This window comes from Alcaligenes sp. LTN-3, assembly GCF_059735605.1.
Window position 1 is genome coordinate 865,287 of record NZ_JCAPDN010000002.1, and the last position, 14,048, is coordinate 879,334.

Here is a 14,048-nt window from a genome sequence, read left to right on the forward strand (position 1 = left end):
GCGACAAGGCCGAAATCAAGGAGGCGAGATGGCTCTGGAACAGCAGTTACAGAATCAGGTGCCGGATTTGATGGATGATGATCTGTTTGGCGAGGATCCGGCCCTACAACATTGGCAATCTCAATTGGCCTGCCAAGAGGCCCGGCAAAGTCTGGCCGACTATGGTCAGAAACTGGGCTCTGCCTATTGGCGTGAGCAAGGAGCCTTGGCCAATCGGCAGCCGCCGCAATGGCGAGGTTGGTCTGCTCAAGGGCAGCGAATTGATCAAGTGGATTTTCATCCCGCCTGGCATCATTTGCTGAGCCTGGGCATGGAGCAGGGCTTGCATATCTGGCCCCATCAGCCCCAGCCCGGCCAGCACCTGCTACGGGCCATGGGTTTTTACCTGCATGGTCAGATCGAGGCGGGTACTTTGTGTCCCTTGACCATGACGCGCGCCGCTGCGCCTTTATTGCAGTCTGACCCGTTTCAGGAGTGGGCGGCCAAGCTGGATATCAATCAGTACGATTCGTCCAGCCAACAGATGGTAGAAAAGAGCAGTGTGCTGCTGGGCATGGGCATGACAGAAAGGCAGGGCGGCTCTGATCTGCGTGGTTGCACCACCGAAGCGCACCCCGATGGGCAGGCTTTTCGTGTTTATGGCCATAAATGGTTTTTATCTGTGCCACAAGCGGACGGACATCTGGTGCTGGCCCGTGAGCACGAGCAGTTCTCCTGCTTCCTGATGCCGCGCTATACCGAAGACGGTTTGAATCGCCGCTATATACGCAGGCTGAAAGATAAGTTGGGTAATCGTTCCAATGCCAGTGCCGAGATTGATTTTGATGGCGCTCTGGCCTGGCGTGTGGGCCAGGCCGGTCGTGGTATTGCTTTGTTGGCCGCAATGGCAGCTCGTACCCGTATTGATTGCGTGCTGGGCAGTGCGGCCCTGATGCGCCAGGCGTTGGTGCAATCCTTGCACTACTGCCAGCATCGACGCTGCTTTGGTAAACAATTGATCGATCAGCCCATGATGCAGGCGGTACTGCTGGATATGAGTCTGGAAAGCGAAGCCGCCACCCATCTGGCCCTGTTTCTGGTGGACCTGCAAGAGCGGGCCAACGATCCTGTCGCGCAGTCCGTGTTGCGTGTCCTGGCTCCAGCCGCCAAGTTCTGGGTATGCCGTCGGGCCATCGCCCTGTGTGCCGAAGCCATGGAAACCTGGGGCGGCAACGGTTATATCGAGGATGGCCCCATGCCGCGCTTGTTGCGCGAGGCTCCCGTCAATTCCATTTGGGAAGGCTCAGGCAATGTGATGTGCCTGGATGTGCAGCGCGCCTTGAGTCAGGAAGGCGTATGGGAGGCCTTGCAGGCGGACTTGCGTGCCCGCACGGGGGATGATGCGGAACTGGGGCAGGCGGCGCAGGAGGTGTTGAGCGCAGTCTCCCAGGCTGGCGGCCGTGTCTGGACGCAAAAACTGCTTACCCTGTATCAATCCTGCTTGATGCGCCAAGTAGCACCCGATGCCGTCGCAGACTTGTTCACGACTCATCGTTTACAACAAGGGCCCGCTGCCGTATTCGGGGTGGAGGGCGTGGAGCAGGCTTGCTGGTATTTGCACCGCAGCTGGCCCCGCCTGCAAGCGTCTTGATGCGGGCCTGCCTACTAGGGACATTGCTCTGGACAGGCGGTGCGCAGTATCTATAATTTGTTAGCCTAGTTTCTGCTACTCGCCTGGAGTGTTGTCCGCATCATGACTGTGTTTTCCCTGTCCGGCTTTTCTTCTTTGACTCGGCGCACAGCCGTTTGTGCTGGCATGGCGGCTGTGATGGCTGTCTGGGCCTTGCCTGTTCAGGCTCAAAACTTCGAGTTGACTGGGCGCGTGGTGCGGGTGGCGGATGGCGATACGCTGACAATTCTGCCCAGTAATAACAAGCAGGTGCGTGTGCGCCTGGCCAGTATTGATGCCCCTGAAACCACGAAAGACAGCCGTCGCCCTGGCCAGCCCTTTGCGGTGGCCTCGCGACGCTTCTTGTCGGATTTAGTGTCCGGCAAGCAATTGACCCTGTCTTGCTATGAGAGCGATCGCCATGGTCGTGCGGTATGCGATGTACCCTTGGCCGATGGTGAAACCGCTAATCAGAAACTGGTGCGTGCCGGTATGGCAATGGCGAACCGGGAAAAGCGTGGCCGCTTCCTGCGTGACCCGCGCATTGACGGGCTGGAGCGCGAAGCCCAAGAGGAGCGCGTTGGCATCTGGTCCGAACCCAATCCTGTGCCGCCATGGAAATGGCGCTATGACTGCTGGCGGCAAGGGCAATGTTAAGCCCTTGGCGGTGGGTCGGGCTGGCCCTGCTGTGTGTCGGATTGGCAGCCTGCTCCAAGCCCGTGAACAGCCCTTATCACGAAGAAAGCGCAGCGGAAAACACGCTGTACAGCGCATTCACGACTCGTTCTCCCAATCACCTGGATCCGGCTTTGTCCTATTCCGGTGACGAGACCCCATTTACCTATTCGATTTACGAGCCGCTGTACGGCTACCACTATCTGGATCGGCCGTATCGCCTGATCCCCAAGACGGCGGCCGAGCTGGTAGACCCGGTGTATCTGGACGCGCAAGGTCATCGTCTGCCAGCCGATGCGCCGGGTGAGCAGGTGGCCATCAGCCGTTACGACATTCCGATCAAGCAAGGCATTCGCTTTCAGCCACATCCGGCCTTTGCCTTGGATGAGCAGGGTGAGTTCCGTTACTACCCCATGCGGGCGCCGGATTTGAGTGACGCCTTTAGCATTGCCGACTTTGCCCATACCGGCTCGCGAGAGCTGACGGCTCACGATTACGTTTATGCCTTCAAGCGTCTGGCCAGTCCGCGTTTGGCCTCGCCTGCCTTGGGGGTGATGGCCGAGCATATCCGGGGCTTCAAGGAATTCAGTGAAGAACTGGCCCGTATTGACAAGCAGGAGCCGCGTCCTCAATGGCTGGATTTGCGCCCCTTTACCTTGCCGGGTGTGCGTGCCCTGGACAAGCACACGCTGCGTATTGAGGTCAATGGCAAGTATCCGCAGTTCAAGTACTGGCTAGCCATGACTTTCACTGCTCCTATGGCTTGGGAGGCCGAGCGTTTCTATAGCCAGCCACGCATGGCACAGCACAACCTGACGCTGGATAGTTGGCCGGTGGGTACGGGCCCATTCATGCTGACGGAGTCCCTGACCAACCGCCGCCATGTGTTGAGCCGCAACCCCAATTACCGGGGTGAGCCCTACCCGTGCGTGGGCGAGCCGGGTGATCAAGCAGCCGGTTTGCTGGAAGATTGTGGTAAACCCATGCCTTTCCTGGACAAAGTGGTGTTCTCTTTGGAAAAAGAGGGCGTACCTTTGATGGGCAAGTTCCTGCAAGGTTATTACGACATTCCGCAGGTGGAGCGGGGCGAGTATGGCGTGGCCATGACCGTAGCGGCACAGGATTCCGTCGACAAAGCCAATCTGTATCAGGAGCGCGGTTTGCAATTGCGTACGGCTCCCGAAGCGCAATTGTTTTATATGGGCTTTAACTGGCACGACCCAGTGGTCGGCCAGGGCGACACACCCGAGCAGTTCGAGAAAAACCGCAAGCTGCGTTTGGCTATCAGCATTGTGTTCGACTGGGAGCAGTACGTCTCCATTTTCATGAATGACCAAGGGCAAGCCGCGCATGGCCCCTTGCCGCCGGGCGTGCCGGGTTATCAGCCCTTGCCCCAGGGCGCCAACCCTTATGTCTACACCAGGGACAATGGTGTGGTGAAACGCCGCAGCCTGGACGAAGCCCGTGATTTGTTGCGGCAGGCCGGTTATCCCGATGGACGGGACAGTCGAACCGGTAAACCCTTGATCCTGTATTACGACTCCATGATGGGGATGGGTTCGGATGCCACGGTGGACTGGATGCGCCGTCAATTAGCCCAAGTGGGCCTGCAATTGGAAGTACGTGCCACCGACTACAACCGTTTTCAGGACAAGATGAAGCGTGGCGCGGCGCAGATATTCCTGTGGGGTTGGGTAGCCGACTACCCGGATGCCGAAAACTTTTTCACCTTGTTGTACGGCCCTCAAGCCAAGAAAGATTTTGGGGGTGAAAACGCTGCCAATTATCAAAGTGCAGAGTTTGATCGTCTGTACGAGCAAATGCGTTTTTTGAATGACGGCCCGGACAAGCAGGCGGTGGTGCAGCAGATGATTCATTTGGTTCAGCACGATGCTCCCTGGATGTTTGGCTATGTCCCCAATGCGGGCGGTGCATACCAAAGCTGGGTACGCAATGCCAAGCCGTCCATGATGGTGCGCGACAGCATCCAGTATTACCGTATCGACCCTGAACAGCGCGTCGAGCGCATTGACCTTTGGAATCGCCCCGTCTGGTGGCCTGCTATTCCATTGGGCTTGCTGGCGTTGATTCTGGCGTGGGTGGTGCGCTCGCAGGCTCAGGCGCGTCGTCGCCGTGTGGCTTTGCGCAAGGAGAAAGACTGATGTTTTCCTATATGCTGCGGCGCATTCTGTATGGCGTGCTGATTCTGATCGGGGTCAATCTGCTGACCTTTGTGCTGTTTTTTGCCGTGAATACGCCCGATTATATGGCCCGTTTGTCCATTGGCGGGCAGCGCGTCAGCCAGACGGCGATTGAAAACTGGAAGGCAGAGCGCGGATATAACAAGCCGCTGTTTTATAACGCTCAAGCCGAGGGCAGCAAAGCGTTGACCGACACGATCTTCTACGAACGCTCGGTTCCCTTGCTGCGTCTGGACTTTGGCTTGTCGGATCAAGGGCAGGATATTGCCTATCAGATCAAACAGCGCATGGGCCCCAGTCTGGCCTTGGCCCTGCCCACCTTCTTTTTAGGTTTATGGGTGTGCATCAGCTTTGCCTTGCTGATGGTGTTTTTCCGGGGAACCCGACTGGACTTTTCAGCCGTCGTGCTGTGCGTAGTACTGATGTCCATTTCAGGGCTGTTCTACATCATTGCCGGGCAGTGGCTGTTTGCGCGGGTGCTCCGTTGGGTGCCGTTCTCGGGTTGGGTGCAAGGGATGGATAACTGGCGCTTTTTGGTCTTGCCGGTACTGGTGGGAATTTTGTCACGCATCGGGGCGGAATCGCGTTTTTATCGCAGCCTGTTCCTGGAGGAGGCCAGCCGTGACTATGTTCGTACGGCGCGCTCCAAGGGCTTGACCGAATCTACAGTTTTGTTCCGTCACGTGTTGCCCAATGCGCTATTGCCCATTTTGACGGGCACCGTATCGGCCTTGCCTTTGTTGTTCATGGGTAGTCTGATTTCCGAGTCTTTTTTTGGTATTCCGGGTCTGGGTAGTTTCACCATTGATGCCATCAATGCCCAGGACTTTTCCATTGTGCGTGCCATGGTGTTTTTAGGATCGATGCTTTATATCGCCGGTTTGATTCTGGCCGATATCTCCTACACCCTGGTCGACCCCCGCATTCGTTTCAACTGAGCCCGCCATGCCACAGTTCGTCTTTCTCTGGACCGATACCTTTGTGCTGGCACTGTTTCTGGCCATGGCGGTCTATACCTGGCGTGTCGTCAAGCGTCCCGCCTTGCGCTCGGCCTGGGCCAGTGTGGCACGTACGCCATCGGCCATGTGTGCCGCTGTTTTTCTGGTCTTTTTTCTGCTGCTTGGTCTGCTGGACTCCATTCACTATCGGCCGCTTTTGCCAGCGGCCCCGGGGCAGGAGGCCAGCACACCCAGTTATGCGCCTGTAGCTCGTTCGGCACTGGATGATGTTTTGAAAGCGGCGGGTCTGACAAAAGTTGAAAAGACGTATTCGGCTCCCTTGGCCCGCTTTCAGTTGACCAAGGAAAGCATGTTGATTGACGGCAAGCCCGTGCGCGACTTCCCGCGCCTGGTCAATGCCGGGGTTGGGATGGACACGCCTCAGGAGCACCGACAGGACCTTCTCCGACTCAGTCTGAAAGGCCTGTCTTGGGGGCTGCTGGCCAGTGTGGTGCTGGCTTTCTTGTTGACGCTTTGGGGGCGCAAGCAATCGATGGAAGCAGGCTGGGGGGCGGCATGGCGTTATTGGTGGCAGGGGCAGGGTTTGGTGAATTGGCGGCTTGTCTGGTTCAGCGCTTGCGCACTGGTGATACTGCTGTGTCTGGTTCTGAGCCTGAGCACGAATTACTACGTGCTGGGCACGGACCGCACAGGTAACGACATCATCTGGCAAGCCTTGAAAAGCGTGCGTACCGCGTTGGTGATTGGCACCTTGACCACCTTTGCCATGCTGCCGCCTGCCATTATCCTGGGCTTGGCCGCCGGATACTTCCGGGGCTGGGTCGATGATGTCATTCAATACATTTACACCACGCTGACCTCCATTCCCGGTGTCTTGCTGATTGCCGCCTGCGTGTTGATGATGCAAGTTTATATCGACACCCATCCCGATAGCTTCGACACCGTGGCTGCCCGTGCCGATCTGCGTTTGTTCATGTTGTGTCTGATTCTGGGCCTGACCGGCTGGGCGGGCCTGTGCCGCCTGCTGCGTGCCGAGGTGTTGAAACTGCGCGAGCTGGACTATGTGCAGGCCGCTCAGGCTTTTGGCGTAGGCCATTTGCGCATCATGTTTCGTCACCTCCTGCCCAATGTGATGCACATTGTGCTGATCACTCTGATTCTGGAGTTCTCCGGTCTGGTGCTGTACGAGGCGGTGCTGTCCTATCTGGGCATAGGCGTGGACCCCAGCATGCCTTCCTTTGGACGCATGATTGATGCCGCCCGCAGCGAACTGTCCCGCGACCCGATTATCTGGTGGGGTCTGGCCGGGGCTTTTGTGATGATGCTGGGGCTGGTTCTGTCCGCGAACATTTTTGCCGATGCGGTGCAAACGGCTTTTGATCCTCGTACCCGCCGATTCAAGACGTTGCGAGTCCGTCGCCCAGGAGGAGCCAAAGTATGAGTGAGCTTGAGAACGACTGCGCCGTGAAGCCCTCTGCAACGCCTGCCGTGCTGAATATCGAGGGTTTGGAACTGCGCGTGCAGTCCGATGCCGGTGTGCAAAGCGTGGTACGCAATCTGTCTTTGGCTGTGCAGCGTGGTGAAACCTTTGCCTTGGTGGGGGAGTCCGGCTGCGGCAAAAGCATGACAGCGATGGCGATCCTGCGTCTCTTGCCGGAAGCTGCCTGGATGCAGTCCGGTCACATTGCCTTGGATGGACTGGAGTTGCCGCCTTTGCCTGAGCAACACATGCAGGATGTGCGCGGCAAACGCATCAGTGTGATTTTTCAGGAGCCGTCCACCAGCCTGAATCCGGTCATGTCCATTGGCCGGCAGATCAGCGAGGTGATTCGTCGTCATGCTGTAGCTCCTGCGGGGCAGGAAAGGGCAAGGGCTATCCAATGGCTGGAGCGTGTCGGCATCCCCGGTGCTGCCCAGCGCTACGATGATTTTCCGTTCCAGTTTTCCGGTGGCCAGAAGCAACGCATCATGATTGCGATTGCCTTGGCGGCAGAGCCCGATTTGCTGGTGGCCGATGAGCCAACTACTGCGCTGGATGTGACGGTTCAGGCACAGATTTTGCAGTTGCTGGCCGATATACAGAAAGAGATGGGCCTGGCTATTTTGCTGATTACGCACGACTTGCTGCTGGTGAAGCAATACGCCGACTATGTGGCCTTGATGCGGCACGGGCAAATTGTGGAAGCCGGGTTGGCCAGCCAGTTCTTTCTGCGTCCCAGCCATCCGTATGCTCGTGAATTGCTCGATGCCATTCCCACTTTTGAAAAACGTGGGCGGCCCTTGTCCCGCGCCATTGCGCCTATTGAAGCCGTAGCGCCGCGCAGTAGCGGCAAAGAGCTGGTTCTGGATATTCAGAACCTGTCTGTGTCCTACAAACAGGCCGGTTCCTGGTGGCGACGCTTGCCCGTAATCCCCGTGGTCAAAGACTTGAGTCTGCAACTGCACAAGGGCGAAACCCTGGCTTTGGTTGGTGAATCGGGTTGCGGTAAAAGCACGGTTGCACGTACCTTGATGCGTTTGCTGGATCACCAGGCGCAGATCAGTGGTCAGGTGCACATGCAGGGGCAGAATATTCTGCAAGTGAAAGGCAAGGCCTTGCGGCAATTGCGCTCACGTCTGCAGATTATTTTTCAGGACCCATATGGATCGTTGGACCCGCGCATGATGGTGGGCGATATTCTCTTGGAAGGCCTGACTGCCTTGCGCCCCGAGCTGGATGCCAAGGCGCGTCGCAAACGAATTGAAACGTTGGTGGAGCAAGTCGGTCTACCCAAGAACGCCCTGGATCGTTACGCGCATGAGTTCTCTGGTGGACAACGCCAGCGCATTGCGATTGCGCGCGCCTTGGCGGTTGAACCTGCTGTTCTGATTTGCGATGAACCGACCTCGGCCCTGGACGTGTCCGTGCAGGCGCAGATTCTGGATTTGATGCGTGAATTGCAAATGGAGCTGGGGTTAGCTTATTTGTTCATTACCCATAATTTCGGGGTTGTGGAGTATCTAGCCGATCGAATTGCTATTATGGCCAAGGGGTGTATCGTAGAGCAGGGCAGTGCGCAGCAGGTTCTGTTCCATCCACAGGAAGAGTTGACGCAGCGTCTGCTGGCCGCTGTGCCCCGTTAAGCCGCGCATGCCGTACTTGCCATAATTGGTTCGCCACTTCCATGTCACAATATGGCGGTTTATTCGCCCATTGATATACACATTATGAGCTTGAAGGTTTTTGATCTTGAGTGTGAACACGGCCATGTGTTCGAGGGTTGGTTTAGCTCACGCGAAAGTTACGATGAGCAGATCAGTCGTGGGCTGTTGTGTTGCCCCGTCTGCAACAGCCATGAGGTCAAACGCAAACTGTCGGCTCCACGTATCAATGTGGGTGCGCAAGAAAGCAGCACCGCTTCTGACTCTGCTCCCGTTCCGCCGCCTTTGCCCTCAACCATGCCCACCGAAGAGCAAATGCGGGTGATTCAAGGCCAGCTCTTGCAGGAGCTACGCTCGGTGATACGCAAGTCGGATAATGTGGGCACCCAGTTTGCCCAGGAAGCGCGCCGTATGCACGAAGGCGATATTGAACCGCGTGCCATCCGTGGTCAGGCCACGGCGCAGGAGTATCAGGAACTGGCCGACGACGGCATTATTGCCATGCCGATTCCTGACTTTCTGGATGATGACCGCCTGCAGTAATGAGCGGCGACATTTCTTTCAGTCTGCGATGCAAGGTGCTGCGATGCAGCCCCAAGGCGCGCGCCGCTTGTGAAATATTTCCCTGATGTTGTTCCAAAGCCTGCTGCACAGCGGCGTATTCCTGTTCCTTCAGGGTTTGTGGCTTGGGGACGGCAGGGGGGCTTGTTTTCGTGATATTTCGGGCTGCTGGGGCGGCTGGCTCTTGAGCCAGCAGCGGATGCTCGACATGTAAACATGGCAGGGCAGGCAGATCCTGAGCCAACCACAGACGCCCAGGAGAATCTTGCACAATGATTTGCAGCAGTACCGATCGCAGCTGGCGATAATTACCCGGCCAGTCGTAGTTCTGCAGTGTTTGTAAGGCGTCGGGATGGAGCTGGGGTGCCATCTGGCCTTGTGCCAGAACGGCCAGTTCTCTGGAAATATAATCGCCCAGATCGTTGCGCTCTCTAAGACTGGGGACTGTGCAGACATAGTCTTGCAGCCGGAAGTACAAGTCAGCACGGAAGCGGCCATCACGTACCAGTTTTTCCAGCGGCTGATGGCTGGCACTGATCAACTGGAAGTCTAGACGGTGTGTGCGCTCCGAACCCAGTGCCTGAACTTCGCGTTCTTGCAGAACCCGCAGCAGACGGCTTTGCAAAGCGACCGGCATATCACCAATTTCATCCAGAAACAGCACACCGCCGTGTGCTTGACGCAGTTTGCCGGCATAACCCTGACGGCGCGCACCGGTAAATGCACCGGCTTCATAGCCAAACAGCTCGGCTTCAATCAGGGTTTCGGGCAGGGCGGCGCAGTTAATTGCCACAAAAGGGCCGGACTGCGACTGGCGGCGGCGATGCAGTTCACGTGCCATACGCTCCTTGCCGGAGCCACTGGGGCCACTTAGCAAGATGGACAAGCCCATTTGCATGGCCCGCAACGCTGGTTCCAGCGCCTTTTCCTGCTGTGGAGACAACTGAGTTGTGTCTGCTGTCTCCGTTTGAACGTGTACCGCGCGGGCGGGGGCCGGGGCTTTAGTTGCCGTGCTCAGGTGTAGCGTGACAGGCTGACTTGTGCTTTTCGCCTGCTCCAGTACCGAACGTAAATCCTGGCCGGGCAGCTCCTGCCAGTCCTGGCGCAACATGCGGGCGGCCAGCTCATCGGCGGCCACAATCATGTCGTCTTCCAGAACCAGTCGACCACTGAAAGCGCTATTGAGCAGGCCAGGGTCGGTATGTAGATGCAGCAGGCGGCGGGATGGCGTGCACAGCGACTCCAGCATTTGGCGGCTGATCTGGCGGGCGTACAACTGCGCCAAATCCAGGGCGTAGTGATGCTCCAGCTCTGAAGGCCCGGAAATATCCAGCACCCCAATAATCTGACCATAAGGGTCATAAATGGGGGCGGCGTGGCAGCTTAGAATCCGGTTGTCAGGCAAATAGTGCTGACTGCCGTGAATTTTGATGGGCTGTGCGCAGAACAGGGCGGTGCCTATGGCATTGGTGCCGCGATGGTTCTCGGCCCAGCTTACACCCGCACGCAAGGCAACCTGCTCGGCCCGTTGCAGAAAATGCGGATCGCCCGCTTGTTGTAACACCGTGCCTTGGGCGTCGCACAATAAAACCAGACTGCGATGCGGATGCACCAGCGCGGCCAGATCCTGTACGGCTGCCGAAGAGTGATGCAACAAGTGATGCTGCTGTTCCAGCAACTGTCGCAGCGCACCTTGGCTCATGTCTCTGGGCTCTGCACTTAAGTCCGACTCCATCGTTTGGCAGCGCTCCCAGGATTGACGCCACATGGTTTCGTTGGTTTGCGGGCAAAACGCGTGTAGAGAAGTCATGAATGTGCTCCGGGAGAGGTGTCGCATCCTGCGACAGTGCTCGCTTTTTGCGACAGTCGCTGTCGCAGCCTGCGACTGGAGGTTGTTCCATTATGGAGGCGGGCGGGTTTAGGATCGAGTCGGGACAATCGCTAGCTAGTTTGGCACGTTATTTGCTTTAGTTAAATCAGGATAAAGGCACCCCTAACCTTTCCCTGCGGTGTACGTCTGGTGACACCGAACTAAATCAATAAGGAGACATCATGAATCTGTCCGATCTCAAATCCATGGGCCTGGATCTGGAATTTCCCTTCAAGTCCCGTTACGACAACTACATTGGTGGACGTTGGGTGCCGCCGGTCGAGGGTGAGTATTTCGATAACGTCTCCCCCGTTACCGGGCAGGTGTTTTGCCAGGTCGCCCGCTCGGGTGCCGCCGATATCGACCTGGCGCTGGATGCCGCGCACAAGGTACGACACCAGTGGGCCAATACTGCGCCTGCCGAGCGCTCCGCTGTTTTGCTGCGCATTGCCGACCGTATTGAACAAAACCTGGAACGTCTGGCGGTGGCAGAAACCATCGACAACGGTAAACCTATCCGTGAAACCCGCGCGGCTGACTTGCCTTTGGCGGTCGACCATTTCCGCTACTTTGCCGGTTGCCTGCGTGCTCAGGAAGGCAGTCTCTCGGATATCGATGGCACCACGGTTGCTTACCACTTTCACGAGCCTATCGGCGTCGTCGGTCAGATCATCCCCTGGAACTTTCCGCTGTTGATGGCTGCCTGGAAACTGGCACCGGCCCTGGCTGCCGGTTGCCCCATTGTCCTGAAACCCGCCGAGCAAACCCCCGCTTCCATCCTGCTGCTGATGGAAATCATTGGTGACCTGCTACCGGCTGGTGTGCTGAACGTCGTCACCGGCTACGGGAAAGAAGCCGGCCATGCCTTGGCCAACTCCAAGCGTATCGCCAAAATCGCCTTCACCGGCTCTACACCTGTAGGCCGAGAAATCCTGCACGCCGCCGCTGATCGCCTGATCCCCGCGACTGTGGAGCTGGGCGGCAAGAGCCCCAACATCTTCTTTGAAGACGTGATGCAGGCTGATGATGCTTTCCTGGACAAAGCCCTGGAAGGCTTGAGCATGTTCGCCCTGAATCAAGGCGAGATCTGCACATGTCCATCGCGCATTCTGATTCAGGAGTCCATTTACGAACGCTTTATTGAACGCGCCGTTGAGCGAGTCAAACGTATTCAGACTGGTAATCCACTCAATGCCGGGACGATGGTGGGTGCACAGGTTTCCGAGAAGCAGATGGAGCGCATTTTGGGTTACATCAATATCGGTCGTGAGGAGGGCGCACAAGCCCTGACCGGTGGTGAGCGTAATCGTCTGGGCCAGGGCCTGGACAATGGCTATTACATCAGCCCCACGATGCTGCTGGGTAAAAACAGCATGCGTACCTTCCAGGAAGAAATCTTTGGACCCGTGGCCGCAGTGACCACCTTCAAGGACGAAGAAGAAGCTATCGCCATTGCCAACGATACCGAGTTCGGCCTGGGCGCTGGCGTCTGGAGCCGTGACGGCTCGCGTGCCTACCGCGTAGGCCGTGGCGTTGAAGCTGGCCGAGTCTGGACCAACTGCTATCACCTGTATCCTGCTCACGCTGCTTTCGGTGGCTACAAGCAATCCGGCATCGGCCGCGAAACTCACAAGATGGCTCTCAATAACTACCAGCAAACCAAGTGCCTGCTGGTCAGCTACAGCCCGAACGCCCTGGGCTTTTTCTGATCTCTTGATCTATTCGTAGTGCTGTTAGACCTCCCCCCATGCAATATGGGGGGATCCCTTCCTTGCGCGCTTTCAATGCGTATTGCCTTGAAGCGGCAAGGAGCTTCTTCTATCGTTAATTAGGAGTACGCACAATGACTGTCTCTGAGTTTTTCATGACCCCACACAATGTTCTGGGCCCCGGCGCCTTGGATCAGGCTATGCCGATTGTTGGGAGGATGGGCTTCAAAAAGGCCTTGATCATCACAGACTCTGATCTGGCCAAATTGGGTATGGCTAAACTGGTGGCAGACAAGCTGATTGCGCAGGGTATCGATACAGCGATTTTTGATCAGGTACAGCCCAATCCCACTGTAGGTAACGTCAATGCAGGCTTGGAAGCGCTGAAAGCACACGGTGCAGATATGATTGTCTCCCTGGGCGGCGGCTCCTCCCACGACTGTGCCAAAGGTGTGGCCCTGGTTGCCAGTAACGGTGGCAAGATTGCCGACTATGAAGGGGTCGATAAATCCGCCAAGCCGCAACTGCCGCTGCTAGCCATCAATACCACCGCTGGCACAGCGTCAGAGATGACACGCTTTACCATCATTACCGACGAAACCCGCCACGTGAAGATGGCGATCATCGACCGTCACATTACTCCGTTCTTGTCAGTGAATGACTCAGAACTGATGGAAGGCATGCCCGCCTCGCTAACCGCTGCCACCGGCATGGATGCCCTGACTCACGCAGTCGAAGCCTATGTATCGACCATTGCCACTCCCATTACCGACGCCTGTGCGGTGAAAGTTGTCGAGCTGGTTGCTAAATACTTGCCTATCGCGGTGCGTGAGCCGCATAACAAAAAAGCCCGTGAACAGATGGCGTATGCCCAGTTTTTGGGAGGGATGGCATTCAATAATGCGTCGCTGGGCTATGTGCATGCTATGGCTCACCAGTTAGGTGGTTTCTACGACCTGCCGCATGGTGTTTGCAATGCCCTGCTGCTGCCGCATGTGCAGGCTTTCAATATGCAAGCGGTAAAAGGGCGTTTGGACGAACTGGGTAAGATATTGTCGGACAACAATCCTGACCTCAAAGGTCTGGATGTGATTGCAGCAATTAAAAAGCTGGCGGATATCGTGGGGATTCCGAAGTCGCTGGAAGAGCTGGGAGTGAAGCGGGAAGATTTCTCAGTTCTGGCTGAGAACGCACTCAAGGATGTGTGTGGAGCGACTAATCCGATTCAGACGGATAAGAAGACGATTGTGGGTATTTTTGAAGAGGCGTTTGGGGCGAGGTAAG

At 56.9% G+C, this 14,048-nt stretch carries 10 protein-coding genes; 9 read left to right on the plus strand and 1 reads right to left on the minus strand.

Annotated features, from left to right (window positions below; translation table 11 throughout):
* Positions 1-28 precede the first annotated feature (28 nt).
* From AC6I6N_RS12295 to AC6I6N_RS12325, 7 genes are all read left to right on the plus strand, one after another.
* On the plus strand, positions 29-1,630 hold the full coding sequence (locus AC6I6N_RS12295; protein WP_321268106.1) for an acyl-CoA dehydrogenase family protein: 1,602 nt from the start codon (positions 29-31) through the stop codon (positions 1,628-1,630).
* Positions 1,631-1,732: 102 nt separating this feature from the next.
* Entirely contained in the window at positions 1,733-2,305 is a 573-nt protein-coding gene (locus tag AC6I6N_RS12300; RefSeq protein ID WP_497943542.1) for a thermonuclease family protein, read from the plus strand.
* A complete protein-coding gene (locus tag AC6I6N_RS12305) occupies positions 2,299-4,485 on the plus strand; it encodes an ABC transporter substrate-binding protein (RefSeq protein ID WP_427954837.1) in 2,187 nt (728 codons plus the stop codon). The genes AC6I6N_RS12300 and AC6I6N_RS12305 overlap by 7 nt, the downstream gene beginning before the upstream one ends.
* Positions 4,485-5,462 (plus strand): ABC transporter permease, encoded by a 978-nt coding sequence (locus AC6I6N_RS12310; protein WP_497943543.1) that lies wholly within the window; start codon positions 4,485-4,487, stop codon positions 5,460-5,462. The genes AC6I6N_RS12305 and AC6I6N_RS12310 overlap by 1 nt, the downstream gene beginning before the upstream one ends.
* A gap of 7 nt (positions 5,463-5,469) precedes the next feature.
* Positions 5,470-6,924, plus strand: coding sequence for an ABC transporter permease (locus AC6I6N_RS12315; RefSeq protein WP_094195930.1), 1,455 nt, complete (start codon positions 5,470-5,472; stop codon positions 6,922-6,924).
* Entirely contained in the window at positions 6,921-8,606 is a 1,686-nt protein-coding gene (locus AC6I6N_RS12320) for an ABC transporter ATP-binding protein (RefSeq protein WP_321268111.1), read from the plus strand. The genes AC6I6N_RS12315 and AC6I6N_RS12320 overlap by 4 nt, the downstream gene beginning before the upstream one ends.
* 84 nt (positions 8,607-8,690) lie before the next feature.
* The gene (locus tag AC6I6N_RS12325) at positions 8,691-9,167 is read left to right on the plus strand and encodes a DUF1178 family protein (RefSeq protein WP_108727927.1); all 477 of its coding nucleotides are present in this window, start codon (positions 8,691-8,693) and stop codon (positions 9,165-9,167) included.
* Here the strand turns inward: AC6I6N_RS12325 and AC6I6N_RS12330 are convergent.
* Positions 9,118-10,995 (minus strand): sigma-54-dependent Fis family transcriptional regulator, encoded by a 1,878-nt coding sequence (locus AC6I6N_RS12330; protein WP_497943544.1) that lies wholly within the window; start codon positions 10,993-10,995, stop codon positions 9,118-9,120. The two genes, AC6I6N_RS12325 and AC6I6N_RS12330, sit on opposite strands and share 50 nt — an antisense overlap.
* Before the next feature lie 242 nt (positions 10,996-11,237).
* Between AC6I6N_RS12330 and exaC the strand changes: the two genes are divergently transcribed.
* A complete protein-coding gene (gene exaC, locus AC6I6N_RS12335; protein WP_094195934.1) occupies positions 11,238-12,764 on the plus strand; it encodes an acetaldehyde dehydrogenase ExaC in 1,527 nt (508 codons plus the stop codon).
* 134 nt (positions 12,765-12,898) lie between these two features.
* A complete protein-coding gene (locus AC6I6N_RS12340) occupies positions 12,899-14,047 on the plus strand; it encodes an iron-containing alcohol dehydrogenase (RefSeq protein WP_125276948.1) in 1,149 nt (382 codons plus the stop codon).
* Position 14,048 lies beyond the last annotated feature (1 nt).

Bases quoted from the DNA above. Each gene is read 5' to 3' on its own strand.
- AC6I6N_RS12295 (WP_321268106.1), top strand. From the start codon at position 29: ATGGCTCTGGAACAGCAGTTACAGAATCAGGTGCCGGATTTGATGGAT.
- AC6I6N_RS12300 (WP_497943542.1), top strand. From the start codon at position 1,733: ATGACTGTGTTTTCCCTGTCCGGCTTTTCTTCTTTGACTCGGCGCACA.
- AC6I6N_RS12305 (WP_427954837.1), top strand. From the start codon at position 2,299: ATGTTAAGCCCTTGGCGGTGGGTCGGGCTGGCCCTGCTGTGTGTCGGA.
- AC6I6N_RS12310 (WP_497943543.1), top strand. From the start codon at position 4,485: ATGTTTTCCTATATGCTGCGGCGCATTCTGTATGGCGTGCTGATTCTG.
- AC6I6N_RS12315 (WP_094195930.1), top strand. From the start codon at position 5,470: ATGCCACAGTTCGTCTTTCTCTGGACCGATACCTTTGTGCTGGCACTG.
- AC6I6N_RS12320 (WP_321268111.1), top strand. From the start codon at position 6,921: ATGAGTGAGCTTGAGAACGACTGCGCCGTGAAGCCCTCTGCAACGCCT.
- AC6I6N_RS12325 (WP_108727927.1), top strand. From the start codon at position 8,691: ATGAGCTTGAAGGTTTTTGATCTTGAGTGTGAACACGGCCATGTGTTC.
- AC6I6N_RS12330 (WP_497943544.1), bottom strand. From the start codon at position 10,995: ATGACTTCTCTACACGCGTTTTGCCCGCAAACCAACGAAACCATGTGG.
- exaC (WP_094195934.1), top strand. From the start codon at position 11,238: ATGAATCTGTCCGATCTCAAATCCATGGGCCTGGATCTGGAATTTCCC.
- AC6I6N_RS12340 (WP_125276948.1), top strand. From the start codon at position 12,899: ATGACTGTCTCTGAGTTTTTCATGACCCCACACAATGTTCTGGGCCCC.